Origin of the sequence: Pseudomonas sp. Irchel 3H9 (assembly GCF_900187495.1) — a bacterium.
Classification (GTDB): Bacteria; Pseudomonadota; Gammaproteobacteria; order Pseudomonadales; family Pseudomonadaceae; genus Aquipseudomonas; species Aquipseudomonas sivasensis.
This window is the reverse complement of sequence record NZ_FYDK01000002.1, coordinates 263,753-278,414: the sequence shown is the minus strand read 5'-3', so window position 1 is coordinate 278,414 and position 14,662 is coordinate 263,753. Positions and strand designations below refer to the sequence as shown.

General features: G+C 58.1%; 14 protein-coding genes. 11 read left to right on the top strand and 3 right to left on the bottom strand.

The genetic code is table 11. The features are described from left to right. The first annotated feature begins 27 nt into the window (after nt 1–27). A complete protein-coding gene (locus tag CKW32_RS07220; protein ID WP_095184446.1) occupies nt 28–735 on the top strand; it encodes an arginyltransferase in 708 nt (235 codons plus the stop codon). Between the two features lie 100 nt (nt 736–835). Beyond that, on the top strand, nt 836–1,054 hold the full coding sequence (gene infA, locus CKW32_RS07215; protein ID WP_002553999.1) for a translation initiation factor IF-1: 219 nt from the start codon (nt 836–838) through the stop codon (nt 1,052–1,054). 183 nt (nt 1,055–1,237) lie between these two features. Here infA and clpA read toward each other — a convergent pair whose 3' ends face one another. Both clpA and clpS read right to left on the bottom strand, forming a co-directional pair. Then, entirely contained in the window at nt 1,238–3,508 is a 2,271-nt protein-coding gene (clpA, locus tag CKW32_RS07210) for an ATP-dependent Clp protease ATP-binding subunit ClpA (RefSeq protein ID WP_032889678.1), read from the bottom strand. Between the two features lie 29 nt (nt 3,509–3,537). Continuing rightward, nucleotides 3,538–3,906 carry an ATP-dependent Clp protease adapter ClpS gene (gene clpS, locus CKW32_RS07205; RefSeq protein WP_010567912.1) on the bottom strand — a complete coding sequence of 123 codons (369 nt, stop codon included), beginning with the start codon at nt 3,904–3,906 and terminating at the stop codon, nt 3,538–3,540. Nucleotides 3,907–4,132: 226 nt separating this feature from the next. Here clpS and cspD point away from each other — a divergent pair, with 226 nt between their 5' ends. Next, entirely contained in the window at nt 4,133–4,411 is a 279-nt protein-coding gene (gene cspD, locus CKW32_RS07200; protein WP_163033180.1) for a cold shock domain-containing protein CspD, read from the top strand. A gap of 84 nt (nt 4,412–4,495) precedes the next feature. On the opposite strand, the gene icd is transcribed toward cspD, so the two are convergent. Then, on the bottom strand, nt 4,496–5,752 hold the full coding sequence (gene icd / locus CKW32_RS07195; RefSeq protein ID WP_032890041.1) for an NADP-dependent isocitrate dehydrogenase: 1,257 nt from the start codon (nt 5,750–5,752) through the stop codon (nt 4,496–4,498). A 494-nt stretch (nt 5,753–6,246) separates the two neighbouring features. On the opposite strand from icd, the gene CKW32_RS07190 reads away from it, so the two are divergent. The 8 genes from CKW32_RS07190 (at nt 6,247) to CKW32_RS07155 (ending at nt 14,525) form a co-directional block, all read left to right on the top strand. Beyond that, nucleotides 6,247–8,472: an NADP-dependent isocitrate dehydrogenase gene (locus CKW32_RS07190; protein WP_095184444.1), complete on the top strand. Its 2,226-nt coding sequence runs from the start codon at nt 6,247–6,249 to the stop codon at nt 8,470–8,472. Between the two features lie 179 nt (nt 8,473–8,651). Next, nucleotides 8,652–9,053 (top strand): carbohydrate-binding module family 20 domain-containing protein, encoded by a 402-nt coding sequence (locus CKW32_RS07185; protein ID WP_095184443.1) that lies wholly within the window; start codon nt 8,652–8,654, stop codon nt 9,051–9,053. 60 nt (nt 9,054–9,113) lie between these two features. Continuing rightward, nucleotides 9,114–9,560 (top strand): NUDIX hydrolase, encoded by a 447-nt coding sequence (locus tag CKW32_RS07180; RefSeq protein WP_095184442.1) that lies wholly within the window; start codon nt 9,114–9,116, stop codon nt 9,558–9,560. A 59-nt stretch (nt 9,561–9,619) separates the two neighbouring features. Then, the gene (gene mnmA, locus CKW32_RS07175) at nt 9,620–10,744 is read left to right on the top strand and encodes a tRNA 2-thiouridine(34) synthase MnmA (RefSeq protein ID WP_032889682.1); all 1,125 of its coding nucleotides are present in this window, start codon (nt 9,620–9,622) and stop codon (nt 10,742–10,744) included. Then, a complete protein-coding gene (hflD, locus tag CKW32_RS07170) occupies nt 10,741–11,364 on the top strand; it encodes a high frequency lysogenization protein HflD (RefSeq protein ID WP_027606331.1) in 624 nt (207 codons plus the stop codon). The genes mnmA and hflD overlap by 4 nt, the downstream gene beginning before the upstream one ends. 125 nt (nt 11,365–11,489) lie before the next feature. After that, nucleotides 11,490–12,860 carry an adenylosuccinate lyase gene (gene purB, locus CKW32_RS07165; protein WP_032889684.1) on the top strand — a complete coding sequence of 457 codons (1,371 nt, stop codon included), beginning with the start codon at nt 11,490–11,492 and terminating at the stop codon, nt 12,858–12,860. An 83-nt stretch (nt 12,861–12,943) separates the two neighbouring features. Next, nucleotides 12,944–14,110, top strand: coding sequence for a cupin domain-containing protein (locus tag CKW32_RS07160; RefSeq protein WP_095184441.1), 1,167 nt, complete (start codon nt 12,944–12,946; stop codon nt 14,108–14,110). Beyond that, nucleotides 14,103–14,525: a GNAT family N-acetyltransferase gene (locus tag CKW32_RS07155; protein WP_032889687.1), complete on the top strand. Its 423-nt coding sequence runs from the start codon at nt 14,103–14,105 to the stop codon at nt 14,523–14,525. The genes CKW32_RS07160 and CKW32_RS07155 overlap by 8 nt, the downstream gene beginning before the upstream one ends. Nucleotides 14,526–14,662: the final 137 nt, after the last annotated feature.

The window sequence follows — 14,662 nt, the reverse complement described above, 5'->3', positions numbered from 1 at the left end:
TTTCAAAGCTTATCCCGAGGGTTGATCATGACCGAGTTGGCGCGTTTGAAGTTTTATGCCACTCAAGCCCACTCTTGCAGCTATCTGCCAGACGAGCAGGCCACCACGTTGTTCCTCGACCCCAGCCAACCGATGGACGTGCACGTGTATGCCGATCTTTCGGAAATGGGCTTTCGACGCAGTGGCGACCACCTTTACCGACCCCATTGTCAGAACTGCAATGCCTGCGTACCGGCACGCCTGCCCGTGGCGCAATTTCTGCCGGATCGTAACCAGAAGCGCATCCTCAAGCGCAACGCCGACCTGACGGTGACATCGTGCAAGCCTCGATTTACCGAAGAATATTTCGACCTTTACCAGCGCTATATTGAGCAACGCCACGCCGACGGCGATATGTTCCCCCCGAGCCGCGACCAGTTCTCCACGTTTCTAGTGCGTGACCTACCCTTTTCACGCTTCTATGAGTTTCGAGCGGACGGTCGCCTGCTGGCCGTCGCCGTGACCGACTTGCTGCCTAATGGCCTGTCAGCGGTATACACGTTCTATGAACCTGCCGAAAAACGCCGCAGCCTCGGGCGCTTTGCAATTCTCTGGCAAATCGGCGAAGCACTGCGCCTGGAACTGGAGGCCGTCTACCTCGGATACTGGATCAAGAACTGCAAAAAGATGAGCTACAAGACCCAATATCGCCCCATAGAACTGCTAATTAATCAAAGATGGGTCACGCTTAACTAGAACCCCTTGGCTTAAACACCCTTTTTCGGGCACAATGCACGCCGCTTTTGCCTGGCGCAGTTGCACCGGGCCATTCACTGGATACCGAGGGCTTTACTGCATGTCGAAAGAAGACAGCTTCGAAATGGAAGGCACTGTCGTCGACACCCTGCCCAACACCATGTTTCGTGTGGAGTTGGAAAATGGGCACGTCGTAACCGCGCATATCTCCGGCAAGATGCGCAAGAACTACATTCGTATTCTTACCGGTGACAAAGTGCGCGTCGAGCTGACGCCCTATGACTTGAGCAAAGGGCGCATCACTTACCGCGCTCGCTAAGCAAGTCAATACAAAACGCCCGGTTATGCCGGGCGTTTTTGTGTGCATGGGATTCTCAAACACCGATGATTCCTGTGGGAGGCGACTTGCCCCCTCCCACACCGGATCTTCATTGTTCTGAGAACTGCATTTCAAGACAGCAAAAAGGCGCCTTTCGGCGCCTTTTGCGTTACTGCAGAACGATCAGGCCATTTCAGCCGTGGTTTCGAACTCGAAGGTCAGCTCGCCATCCTTCAGGTCGATATGCACCACGCCACCATGGTCGGAGAGTTCGCCGAACAGGATCTCTTCGGCCAATGGCCGCTTGATCTTGTCCTGGATCAGACGCGCCATTGGGCGGGCGCCCATTGCGGCATCGTAGCCACCCTCGGCGATCCAACTCCGCGCCGCTTCCGTGACATCCAGCTGCACGCGCTTGTCTTCCAACTGCGCTTGAAGCTCGGTGAGGAACTTGTCCACCACACTCTTGATAACCTCATGACTGAGGCGACCAAACTGGATAATGGTGTCCAGACGGTTGCGGAACTCCGGCGTGAAGCTCTTTTTGATCACTTCCATCGCATCAGAGGAGTGATCCTGATGGGTAAAGCCGATCGAAGCCCGCGCGGCTGTTTCGGCACCGGCGTTGGTGGTCATGATCACGATCACGTTGCGGAAGTCCGCCTTGCGTCCGTTGTTGTCGGTCAGGGTCCCGTGATCCATGACCTGCAGCAGCAGGTTGAAGACTTCCGGGTGAGCCTTCTCGATTTCATCGAGCAGCAATACGCAATGGGGCTGCTTAGTGATCGCTTCGGTCAACAAACCGCCCTGATCAAAGCCTACATACCCAGGAGGCGCACCGATCAAGCGCGACACGGTATGACGCTCCATGTACTCAGACATGTCGAACCGCACAAGCTCGATCCCCATGGCCTTGGCCAACTGCCGCGCCGCTTCGGTTTTGCCGACACCGGTCGGGCCAGCAAACAGGAACGAGCCGACCGGTTTGTCCGGCGACTTGAGGCCCGCACGCGACAATTTGATCGCAGTGGACAGCGCGTCGATGGCTGCATCCTGGCCGAACACAGTGAGCTTGAGATCGCGCTCCAAGTTACGCAGCAGCTCTTTGTCGGAGCTGTTGACGTGCTTTGGTGGAATTCGCGCGATCTTCGCCACGATGTCCTCGACCTGAGGCACGTCGATGCGTTTCACACGCTTCTCGATCGGTTGCAGGCGCTGATAAGCCCCCGCCTCGTCGATCACGTCGATAGCTTTATCCGGCATATGCCGATCATTGATGTAACGCGACGCCAGCTCTGCAGCTGCACGCAGCGCCTCATCGGTGTACTCGATGCCATGGTGCGCTTCAAAACGCCCCTTGAGCCCGCGCAGGATGCTGATGGTGTCTTCAACCGAAGGCTCGGACACGTCGACCTTCTGGAAGCGACGCGCCAGCGCACGGTCTTTCTCGAAGATGCCACGGAATTCCTGGAAGGTGGTCGAACCAATGCAGCGGATATCACCCGACGACAGCAACGGCTTGAGCAGATTGGACGCATCCATCACCCCGCCAGACGCCGCACCAGCACCAATGATGGTGTGGATTTCGTCGATGAACAGGATCGCCTGCGGGCGTTTTTTCAACTCGCCGAGCAACGCCTTGAAGCGCTTCTCGAAATCGCCCCGGTACTTGGTCCCGGCGAGCAACGCGCCCAGATCAAGGGAGTAGACGACGCTGTTGGCCAGCAGGTCAGGCACCTGGTTATCCACGATACGCTTGGCCAGGCCTTCGGCGATTGCGGTTTTGCCCACGCCCGCCTCACCCACCAGCAACGGATTGTTCTTGCGACGACGCGCGAGGATTTGCGCTACACGCTCAACCTCAAGCTCACGCCCCACCAGCGGATCGATCCGACCCTGGCGCGCCAGTTCGTTGAGATTGCTGGCATAGGCATCCAGCGGGTTGCTTGAAGAAGAAGACTCACCGCCCTCGTCGTCCTGCATATCCTGCTCACCCTCAGAATGATCGCCGTGCCCAGGCACCTTGGAGATACCGTGGGCGATATAGTTGACGACATCAATACGGGCAACGCTCTGCTGCTTGAGCAGGAACACTGCCTGACTTTCCTGTTCGCTAAAGATCGCCACAAGCACGTTGGCGCCTGTGACTTCACGCTTACCGGAGCTCTGTACGTGGAAAACAGCACGCTGCAATACCCGCTGGAAGCCCAGGGTTGGCTGGGTCTCGCGGTCCTCGTCATGCACGGGGATCAGTGGCGTGGTGGAGTCGATAAACTCCTGCAGGTCATGCTTGAGTTTGTCGAGGTTGGCGCCGCACGCACGCAGAACGGTGGCGGCAGCTTCGTTATCCAAAAGTGCCAGCAAAAGGTGTTCGACTGTCATGAATTCATGACGCTTCGAACGAGCCTCCTTGAAGGCAAGATTGAGGGTGACTTCGAGCTCGCGGTTTAACATAGCTTCACCTCATACCCAAGTGGTCGGCGTTAACCGTCCTTCTCGATTTCACAGAGTAGCGGATGCTGGCTTTCCCTGGCGTACTGGTTGACCTGCATGGCCTTTGTCTCGGCGATGTCACGGGTAAACACTCCACATACTGCCCGTCCTTCTGTGTGAACGGCCAGCATTACCTTGGTCGCCAACTCTCGGTTCAGGTTAAAAAACACCTCGAGCACTTCGACCACGAAATCCATCGGTGTGTAGTCATCATTGAACAAAACCACCTTGTACATCGGCGGCGCCTGTAGAGCAGGCTTGGCCTCCTGAACAGCAATGCCTGCAGAACCGTCGTCATCGTGTTCGTGATCCGGTCGATCCTGATTGAATGTTAGTCGAATCTGGCTGATTGCATGCATGGAAAGAAAGGTTCGTCAGTGGTTCAAATACAGTGGTGGGGGCGACCTGTCAGAATTTCAACTCTCAACTGGCCGGTCGCCTTGACTATCGGCGAATCGGTGTTACAACCAATAGAACCCACAGTGGGTAAAAAAGGTCCGCGCAGTCAACCTTAATTTATTCGGGTTAGGACGGATAAACTGGATGATACTCCAGTGATGGAGTCTGGTGCAGAGGGAAATGGGTATGTCCGGCGTCAAGATCAATGGCAAGGTCAAGTGGTTCAACAACGCCAAAGGATATGGCTTTGTTAATGAGGAAGGGAAAAACGAGGACCTTTTTGCGCACTATTCAGCAATCCAAATGGATGGTTATAGAACGCTGAAAGCGGGCCAGCCCGTGAGTTTTGAAATCATTCAAGGCCCCAAGGGACTGCATGCCGTGAACATCGGCGCAGTGAGCGCGCAAGCACCGGAAAAGACCACGGAGAAACACGCTCATAAAGAGAAGAAGCAACCGGCCTGAACCGCCGCCGAGCATGCAGTCTGCGGCAAGAAAAACGGCCATCCCACTTAAGTTGGGATGGCCGTTTTTTTGTCGCGTGAGACGTTACATATGCGAGATCAGCGCATCACCGAAGCCCGACGACGACACCAGCGTGGCGCCCTCCATCAGGCGCTCGAAATCATAGGTCACGGTCTTGGCCGAAATGGCGCCATTGGTGCCCTTGATGATCAGATCGGCAGCTTCAATCCAACCCATATGACGCAGCATCATTTCCGCTGAAAGGATCAAAGACCCCGGATTGACCTGATCCTTGCCCGCATACTTGGGCGCTGTCCCGTGAGTCGCCTCGAACATTGCAACGGTGTCAGACAGGTTGGCACCCGGCGCAATGCCGATACCACCTACTTCCGCCGCCAACGCGTCGGACAGGTAGTCACCATTGAGGTTAAGGGTTGCAATCACGTCATATTCAGCCGGACGCAGCAGGATCTGCTGGAGCATGGCGTCGGCGATTGCATCCTTGACCACCACATTCCTGCCGGTGCGCGGGTTCTTGAACTGCATCCACGGCCCACCATCGAGCAGGGTCGCGCCGAACTCTTCGGCCGCCACTTCATAGGCCCATTCCTTGAAGGCCCCTTCGGTGAACTTCATGATGTTGCCTTTGTGCACGATGGTCAGCGATTCGCGGTCGTTATCCACCACATATTGCAAGGCCTTGCGCGCCAAGCGCTTAGTGCCCTCTTTGGACACCGGCTTGATGCCAATCCCGCAATCCTGGTCGAAGCGGATCTTGGTAACGCCCATTTCCTCCTTGAGGAACTTGATCACTTTAATAGCTTCCGGCGAGCCAGCTTTCCACTCGATCCCGGCGTAAATGTCTTCGGAGTTTTCGCGAAAGATGGTCATGTCCACGTCGCCGGGCTTCTTGACCGGACTCGGCACACCTTCGAACCAACGCACTGGGCGTAGGCACACATAAAGGTCGAGCTGCTGACGCAGAGCCACGTTCAGCGATCGAATACCACCACCGACCGGCGTGGTCAGCGGACCCTTGATGGACACCACGTAATCCTTGACGGCATCCAGGGTTTCCTGGGGCAGCCAGGTATCCTGATCGTAGACCTGAGTCGCCTTTTCGCCGGCGTACACCTCCATCCACGAGATCTTGCGCTTGCCGCCGTATGCCTTTTCAACAGCTGCGTCGACCACTTTGATCATCACCGGGCTGATGTCGACGCCAATACCGTCACCTTCGATATAAGGGATGATCGGTTGGTCAGGAACATTGAGAGAATGGTCTGCATTGACGGTGATTTTGTCGCCGACTGCCGGAACCTGAATCTTCTTGTATCCCATGCTGAACTCCATCTATGGATTAAACATCTGGCTGCGTTCGAGCCTACTCCAGATAAATGACGACCGAAACCTCACGCCATGTTCATTTGCATCGAAAACAGCATAATTTGTCGCCTACAAGCCTGAAAGCAAAGGGAAAAGCGCCAATCTTGAGCACATCATGCGACTTTAGGCGTACCCCGGTACCTGCGACCTTTAGACCAATGGACGACACACCTTTTGTATGAAGGCTCGGCGTAAGCATAGCGACCTATGTATAATGCCGCCGCTGACCCAAGAGTCACGACAGCTGACCGCTCTAGAATAGGTGCCTTCAGCTACAAAGCCGGACTATTACAATAGTCCACCCGCTTGACGCTCGACTGATGCAACCCAACATCACCGCGAAGAAACCTCGACATTTCGCTCATGGATGACTTTGAACGAACGCGCTCCACCCGGCGCATCTCGAGTTTCTGCGCACGCTTTCAGCAAAGAAGAGAGTTAATCCGAATATGCCCACCCGCTCGAAGATCATCTACACCTTCACCGACGAAGCCCCTGCCCTCGCCACCTATTCACTGCTGCCTATCGTAGAGGCCTTCACCGCTTCCGCTGATATTGCCGTGGAAACCCGCGATATTTCTCTCGCCGGGCGCATCCTCGCAAGCTTCCCCGAGCAACTGGGCAACAAGGCCATACCGGACCACCTCGCCGAACTGGGCGACCTGGCCGTTACCCCTGAAGCCAACATCATCAAGCTGCCTAACATCAGCGCCTCGACCCCGCAGCTGCAAGCGGCGATCAAGGAACTGCAGGCCCAGGGCTACGCCCTGCCGGACTATCCGGAGACCGTAACCACCGACGCGGAAAAAGAAACCCGTGCACGTTACGACAAGGTCAAGGGCAGCGCCGTGAACCCGGTACTGCGCGAAGGCAACTCCGACCGCCGTGCGCCGCTGTCGGTCAAGAACTACGCCCGCAAGCACCCGCACAAGATGGGCGCATGGGCTGCGGACTCCAAGTCCCACATCGCCCACATGAGCAATGGCGACTTCTACGGCAGCGAAAAAGCCGTACAGATCGAAGCCGCTGATGCTGTCAAAATTGAGCTGGTCGGCAAGGACGGCACCACCACCGTCCTGAAAGAAAAGACTACCGCTCAAGCTGGCGAGATCCTCGACAGCGCCGTGCTGAGCAAAAACGCACTGCGCTCGTTCATCGCCGCTGAAATCGAAGACGCCAAGAAACAAGGCGTACTGCTGTCGGTTCACCTCAAAGCCACCATGATGAAGGTCTCCGACCCAATCATGTTCGGCCAGATCGTTGCCGAGTTCTATAAAGATGCCCTGGCCAAGCACGCCACGGTACTGGAGCAGATCGGCTTCAACCTGAACAACGGCATCGGTGACCTGTACGCTCGCATCAAGGCCCTGCCGGCCGAGCAGCAAGCGCAGATCGAAGCTGACATCCAGGCGGTCTACGCCGCTCGCCCTTCCCTGGCGATGGTCAACTCCGACAAAGGCATCACCAACCTGCACGTGCCGAGCGACGTCATCGTCGACGCCTCGATGCCAGCCATGATCCGTGACTCCGGCAAGATGTGGGGCACCGACGGCCAGCTGCACGACACCAAGGCCGTGATCCCGGATCGCTGCTACGCCACTATCTACCAAGCGGTCATCGAAGACTGCAAGGCCAATGGCGCTTTCGATCCAACCACCATGGGCAGCGTGCCAAACGTTGGCCTGATGGCGAAGAAAGCAGAAGAGTACGGCTCCCACGACAAGACTTTCCAGATCAAGGCTGACGGCGTAGTCCGTATCACCGACAGCAAGGGCAACCTGCTGATGGAACAGAACGTCGAAGCCGGCGACATCTTCCGCATGTGCCAGACCAAAGACGCGCCGATCCAGGATTGGGTCAAGCTTGCCGTCAACCGCGCGCGCGCCAGCAACACCCCTGCCATCTTCTGGCTGGACCCTAAGCGCGCTCACGACGGCGTTGTGGTCGAGAAAGTTCAGGCCTACCTGAAAGACCACAACACCGAAGGTCTGGACATCCGCATCATGTCGCCAGTCGACGCGATGAAGTTCACTCTGGAGCGCACCCGCAAGGGCCTGGACACCATCTCGGTGACCGGCAACGTACTGCGCGACTACCTGACCGACCTGTTCCCGATCATGGAACTGGGCACCAGCGCCAAGATGCTGTCGATCGTGCCGCTGATGAACGGCGGTGGCCTGTTCGAAACCGGCGCCGGCGGTTCGGCACCGAAGCACGTGCAACAGTTGCTGGAAGAAAACTTCCTGCGCTGGGACTCCCTGGGCGAATTCCTGGCCCTGGCCGCCTCCCTTGAGCATTTGGGTGTGACGTACAACAACCCGAAAGCCCTAGTACTGTCCAAGACCCTGGACCAGGCCACTGGCCAATTCCTCGACAACAACAAGTCGCCATCGCGCAAAGTCGGCAACATCGACAATCGCGGCAGCCACTTCTACCTGGCGCTGTACTGGGCTCAAGCCCTGGCCGCCCAGACCGAGGACACTGCACTGCAAGCGCAGTTCGGCGAACTGGCAAAAACCCTGGCCGAGAACGAAGCAACCATCGTTGCCGAACTCAACGCCGTACAGGGCAAGCCAGTGGACATCGGCGGCTACTACGCGCCGAACCCAGAGCTGACCAGCAAGGCCATGCGCCCAAGCAACACCCTCAACGCGGCAATTGCCAAGTTGAAGTAAGGTTGTAAGGGAACACCACAAACCCCGGCCATGCGCCGGGGTTTGTGTTTTAAGGCTTTAACAGCGCTGAAGCTATATCGAAAAATGCTAGCGAACTGTAAGTATTGACAGGTTACCTGCCGCCCCCAAAAGAACATTCTGCTCTCGTGACTAATGACCCGAGAACAGGAGCCCATCAAATGTTTCGCCCCCACAAACTACTGCCGCTATACCTGTTCCTGCTCGCTTTAGCGCCATTGTCAGATGCAGGTCAAGACATCAAAATAAAGTATTTCCTCCAGGCAAACTTCACCTGTAAAAACGGCATCACGACACCCGGATATAGCGTTTACGTGGTTGGCTCGCGACCGGAGATCGGGGAATGGGTTCCAGCGAAAGCTTTTTTGCTAAGCCCTGCAAACTACCCGACGTGGACAGGCGAGGTGAGTTTTGCAAATGTTGAGCTCAATCAGGAGGTGAAGTGGAAGTGTATTATTCGCAACGAAAATAACCCCCTGGATGTTCAGAAGTGGCAACCCGACCCGGACAATGAGACGACATTGATTTTCTCTCCCTCGGCTCAGACCACCGGCACGTTCTGAGCAGCTTGCTGATGCCAGGCGTATCATGGGAGCTGCCCCGCCTGAATTCGAGACCCGCTTATGACCTGGCAACCCCACATTACCGTCGCCACCATCGTCGAAGACAACGGACGCTTCCTGATGGTCGAAGAACTCAAGGGCGGCCGCGCTGTGCTCAACCAGCCCGCCGGCCACCTCGACCCGCATGAAACCCTCACCGAAGCAGCCGTGCGTGAAACCCTCGAAGAAACCGGCTGGGACGTGGAAGCCACCGGTATCGTCGGCATCTACCTGTACACCGCACCCAGCAATGGCGTGACCTACCAAAGGGTCTGTTTCATTGCCAAAGCCCTGAAACACCACCCGAACTACCAACTCGACGAAGGCATCCTGCGCGCCCGCTGGCTGAGCCGTGACGAGCTGATGGCCGTGCGCGAGGACTGGCGCAGCGAGCTGATCATCCGCTGCATCGATGATTATCTGGCCGGCCAGCGTCACAGTCTGGAATTGATCCGCCCTTCTCTTTAGCCTTGCGGGCCCAGGCCTGCTAGAATCGCGTCCTTTTTCAAGACACCCGTTGAAACCCTATGCGTGATCCAGCCCCTTCTGACACACAAAAGAAGCGCGTCATCGTCGGCATGTCCGGCGGCGTGGATTCTTCCGTTTCCGCCGTTCTGCTCATGGAGCAGGGTTATGAGGTGGAAGGCCTGTTCATGAAGAACTGGGAAGAAGACGATGGAACGGAATATTGCACCGCCATGGACGACCTGGCAGATGCCCAGGCCGTGTGTGACAAGATCGGTATCAAGCTGCACACCGCCAACTTCGCCGCCGAGTACTGGGACAATGTGTTCGAGCACTTCCTGGCTGAATACAAGGCCGGTCGCACGCCGAACCCGGACATCCTGTGCAACCGCGAAATCAAGTTCAAGGCGTTCCTCGACTACGCCATGATCCTTGGCGCCGACCTGATTGCCACTGGCCACTACGTGCGCCGTCGCGACATCGATGGCCGCACCGAACTGCTCAAGGGCCTGGACCCGAACAAGGACCAGAGCTACTTCCTGCACGCTGTTGGCGGTGAACAGATCGCCAAGACCCTGTTCCCGGTGGGCGAGCTGGAAAAACCCGAAGTGCGCAGGATCGCCGAGAAACACGGCCTGGCTACCGCGAAGAAAAAGGATTCCACCGGGATTTGCTTTATCGGCGAGCGCCGCTTCAGCGACTTCCTTAAGCAATACCTGCCGGCGCAACCGGGTGAGATCAAGACCACCGAAGGTGAAGTGATCGGCCGTCACCATGGCCTGATGTACCACACCATTGGCCAACGCCAGGGCCTGGGCATCGGGGGTTTGAAAGACGCCGGTGAAGAGCCGTGGTATGTGCTGGTCAAGGACCTGGAAAACAACGTGCTGATCGTCGGCCAGGGTAATGAACACCCGCTGCTGTTCTCGGGCGCGCTGCTGGCCTCGGAGATCTATTGGGTCAACCCGATCGACCTGAGCACCCCGCGCCGCCTGACTGCCAAAGTGCGCTATCGCCAAAGCGACCAGCCCTGCACCCTGGAAAAAACCGCGACAGGCTACCGCGCCACCTTTGATGACCCGCAACGTGCGGTCACTCCTGGCCAGTCGGTGGTGTTCTATGACGGCGAAATTTGCCTGGGCGGCGGCGTGATTGAAGTCGCGCAAGCCTGGAGCAACCCGGCATGAGCCCTACCCAAGAGCAATTGACGGCACTCGGCGGGGTATTTCTCTCCGCCGTGCTCGTGGACAAGATCGCCAAGACCGGCCAGGTCACCGAAGCCGGCCTGACTTGCATGCTCGGCAGCCTGCTGATCCGCGACCCCAAGGACACCCTGGAAGTCTACGGCGGCGACGACCTCGCACTGCGTGAAGGTTACCGCGCCCTGATCGGCGCCCTGGAGCGCGACCCCAGCACCTTGCAGCGCGAGCCGCTGCGCTACGCCCTGTCGATGCTCGGCCTCGAGCGCCAACTGGCCAAGCGCGAGGACATGCTGGAAACCATCGGCAAACGCCTGCCACAAATCCAGTCCCAGGTAGAACACTTCGGCCCGGCCCACGAAAACGTGATCGCCGCCTGTGGTGCGCTGTATCAAGACACCTTGAGCACTTTGCGCCAGCGGATCCAGGTTCACGGCGACATGCGCAACCTGCAGCAACCGAACAACGCCTCGAAAATCCGCGCCCTGCTTCTGGCCGGTATTCGCTCGGCGCGGTTGTGGCGTCAGTTGGGCGGCCATCGCTGGCAGTTGGTGATCAGCCGTCGAAAATTGCTCAAAGAGCTTTACCCGTTGATGCGCAACGAATAAGTCGCAGCAAAGGGCTTTTTTCAAGCCGTTACGCGTAATACGCCGGTCAGTTGGCGACGGACCGGCGGATTTTTTCATGTATGATACGCGCCCCATTTCGTTGCCCGACTGTCCGAGAACACCCCATGCAGCTCTCTTCGCTCACTGCGGTTTCCCCTGTTGACGGCCGCTACGCCGGCAAAACCCAGGCCCTGCGCCCTATTTTCAGCGAATACGGCTTGATCCGTGCGCGTGTTCTGGTTGAAGTGCGCTGGCTCCAGCGCCTGGCCGCTCATCCCGCCATCAGCGAAGTGCCGGCGTTCTCTGCCGAAGCCAACGCTGTGCTCAACACCCTGGCGGAAAATTTCTCCCTGGAGCACGCCGAGCGTGTGAAAGAGATCGAGCGCACCACCAACCACGACGTCAAAGCCATTGAATACCTGCTCAAAGAGCAGGCGGCCAAGCTGCCGGAACTGGCCCAGGTCAGCGAGTTCATCCACTTTGCCTGCACCAGCGAGGACATCAACAACCTGTCCCACGCCCTGATGCTGCGCGAAGGCCGCGATGACGTGATGCTGCCACTGATGCGCCAAACCGCAGAAGCTATCCGCGAGCTGGCCATCCGTTTCGCTGACGTGCCAATGCTGTCGCGCACGCACGGCCAGCCGGCTTCGCCGACCACCCTGGGCAAAGAACTCGCCAACGTGGTGTATCGCCTGGAGCGTCAGATTGCTCAAGTCGCTGCCGTACCATTGCTGGGCAAGATCAACGGCGCCGTCGGCAATTACAACGCGCACCTGTCGGCCTACCCTGAGATCGACTGGGAAGCCAACGCCCGCGCCTTCATCGAAGACGAGCTGGGCCTGGGTTTCAACCCTTACACCACACAGATCGAGCCCCACGACTACATCGCGGAGCTGTTCGACGCCATTGCGCGCTTCAACACCATCCTGATCGACTTCGATCGCGATATCTGGGGCTACATCTCCCTGGGCTACTTCAAGCAGCGCACCATTGCCGGTGAAATCGGCTCGTCGACCATGCCGCACAAGGTCAACCCGATCGACTTCGAAAACTCCGAAGGCAACCTCGGCATCGCCAACGCCCTGTTCCAGCATCTGGCCAGCAAGCTGCCAATCTCACGCTGGCAGCGCGACCTGACCGACTCGACCGTACTGCGCAACCTCGGCGTGGGTTTTGCCCACAGCGTGATCGCGTACGAAGCCAGCCTCAAAGGCATCAGCAAGCTGGAGCTCAACGCGCAGAAAATCGCCGCTGACCTGGACGCATGCTGGGAAGTGCTGGCCGAGCCGATCCAGACCGTGATGCGTCGCTACAACATCGAAAACCCGTACGAGAAGCTGAAAGAGTTGACGCGCGGCAAGGGCATCAGCCCTGAAGCGCTGCAAACTTTCATCGACGGCCTGGACATGCCAGCCGCCGCCAAGGCCGAGCTGAAACTGCTCACCCCGGCCAACTACATCGGCAACGCGGTAGAGCAAGCCAAGCGCATCTGATCATCGCAAGACCCTTGAGACGCCCGGCCGCGCCGGGCGTTTTTATTCCAGTCTGAAAAGTGCTTTCTTTCAATAGGTTACACATGAATCCTGATATCCCTCTTCAACTTCTGGGCGGCATCACGGCACGGGAATTCCTGCGCGACTACTGGCAGAAAAAACCACTGCTGATCCGTCAGGCCATCCCTGATTTCGAAAGCCCGATCGACGCCGACGAACTGGCCGGCCTGGCCTTGGAAGAAGAAGTCGAATCGCGCCTGGTGATCGAACACGGCGAGCGCCCGTGGGAACTGCGTCGCGGCCCGTTCGCCGAAGACGCCTTCGGCAGCCTGCCTGAGCGCGAGTGGACCCTGCTGGTGCAGGCGGTCGACCAGTTCGTTCCGGAAGTGGCCGAGCTGCTGGAGCAGTTCCGCTTTCTACCAAGCTGGCGCATCGACGATGTGATGATCAGCTTCGCAGCGCCTGGCGGCAGCGTTGGTCCGCACTTCGACAACTACGATGTGTTCCTGCTGCAAGCCCAAGGCAAGCGCAACTGGAAGATCGGACAGATGTGCAACTCCGAAAGCCCGCTGCTGCAACACGCCGACCTGCGCATCCTCGCCGAATTCGAAGAAACCGCCGAATGGGTACTCGAACCGGGCGACATGCTCTATCTGCCGCCACGCCTGGCGCACTTCGGCATCGCCGAAGACGACTGCATGACCTACTCGGTCGGCTTCCGTGCGCCGAGCGCCGCCGAAGTGCTCACCCACTTCACCGATTTCCTCGCCCAATACCTGACGGATGAAGAGCGCTACACCGACGCCGACGCGCAGCCGGTCAGCGACCCGCATCAGATCCAGCGCGACGCCCTCGACCGCCTCAAGAGCCTGCTGGCCGAGCATATGAGCGACGAACGCATGCTGCTGACCTGGTTCGGCCAGTTCATGACCGAACCGCGCTACCCAGAACTCGTGGCCGGCGAAGAGCTGGACGAAGAAGACTTCATCAGCACCCTGCAAGACGGCGCGATTCTGGTACGCAACCCAAGCGCGCGCATGGCGTGGTCGGAAGTGGACGACGACGTGCTGCTGTTTGCCAGCGGCCAGAGCCGCTACCTGCCCGGCAAGCTGCGTGAACTGTTGAAACTGGTGTGCTCCGCAGATGCGTTGCACAGCGAAAACCTGGGTGAGTGGCTCGCCGACGAAGACGGCCGCGACCTGCTGTGCGAGCTGGTCAAGCAAGGCAGCCTGGGATTTGCCGATGAATAAAATTCACGTAAGTGTCGCGGACTGGCAAAAGGATATCGCCGAGATTCGGCGCATTCGTGAAGCGGTATTTATCGCTGAACAATCGGTTCCACCCGAGTTGGAGTGGGACGCGGATGACGCTGGTGCGATGCACTTCCTGGCGTTCGAAGGCGACTTTCCAATCGGCACCGCTCGCCTGCTGCCCAGCGGCGAGATCGGCCGCGTATCGGTCCTCAAGGACTGGCGCGGCCTGAAGGTTGGCGACAAGCTGATGGAAGCGGTGATTGGCGTGGCCGAGCAACGCGGCCAGACCAAACAGTTCCTCAGCGCGCAGGTCTATGCAGCGCCGTTTTATGAGCGGTTGGGCTTCAAGATCGTCAGCGATGAGTTCCTGGAAGTCGGGATTCCCCATGTTGATATGGTGCGTGGGGGCTGACGCCTGCTTAAGGGCTTGTCTGTGGTGAGCGGGCTTGCCCTGCGCTGGGCTGCTTAGCAGCCACAAAACCAAACGCCGCGTTCTTTCTGAAAGAACGCGGCGTTTTTTATAGGGGCCGCTACGCAGCCCAGCGCGGG

Excerpts from the sequence above, each read along its gene's own strand:
- CKW32_RS07220 (WP_095184446.1), top strand. The coding sequence starts at position 28 with ATGACCGAGTTGGCGCGTTTGAAGTTTTATGCCACTCAAGCCCACTCT.
- infA (WP_002553999.1), top strand. The coding sequence starts at position 836 with ATGTCGAAAGAAGACAGCTTCGAAATGGAAGGCACTGTCGTCGACACC.
- clpA (WP_032889678.1), bottom strand. The coding sequence starts at position 3,508 with ATGTTAAACCGCGAGCTCGAAGTCACCCTCAATCTTGCCTTCAAGGAG.
- clpS (WP_010567912.1), bottom strand. The coding sequence starts at position 3,906 with ATGCATGCAATCAGCCAGATTCGACTAACATTCAATCAGGATCGACCG.
- cspD (WP_163033180.1), top strand. The coding sequence starts at position 4,133 with ATGTCCGGCGTCAAGATCAATGGCAAGGTCAAGTGGTTCAACAACGCC.
- icd (WP_032890041.1), bottom strand. The coding sequence starts at position 5,752 with ATGGGATACAAGAAGATTCAGGTTCCGGCAGTCGGCGACAAAATCACC.
- CKW32_RS07190 (WP_095184444.1), top strand. The coding sequence starts at position 6,247 with ATGCCCACCCGCTCGAAGATCATCTACACCTTCACCGACGAAGCCCCT.
- CKW32_RS07185 (WP_095184443.1), top strand. The coding sequence starts at position 8,652 with ATGTTTCGCCCCCACAAACTACTGCCGCTATACCTGTTCCTGCTCGCT.
- CKW32_RS07180 (WP_095184442.1), top strand. The coding sequence starts at position 9,114 with ATGACCTGGCAACCCCACATTACCGTCGCCACCATCGTCGAAGACAAC.
- mnmA (WP_032889682.1), top strand. The coding sequence starts at position 9,620 with ATGCGTGATCCAGCCCCTTCTGACACACAAAAGAAGCGCGTCATCGTC.
- hflD (WP_027606331.1), top strand. The coding sequence starts at position 10,741 with ATGAGCCCTACCCAAGAGCAATTGACGGCACTCGGCGGGGTATTTCTC.
- purB (WP_032889684.1), top strand. The coding sequence starts at position 11,490 with ATGCAGCTCTCTTCGCTCACTGCGGTTTCCCCTGTTGACGGCCGCTAC.
- CKW32_RS07160 (WP_095184441.1), top strand. The coding sequence starts at position 12,944 with ATGAATCCTGATATCCCTCTTCAACTTCTGGGCGGCATCACGGCACGG.
- CKW32_RS07155 (WP_032889687.1), top strand. The coding sequence starts at position 14,103 with ATGAATAAAATTCACGTAAGTGTCGCGGACTGGCAAAAGGATATCGCC.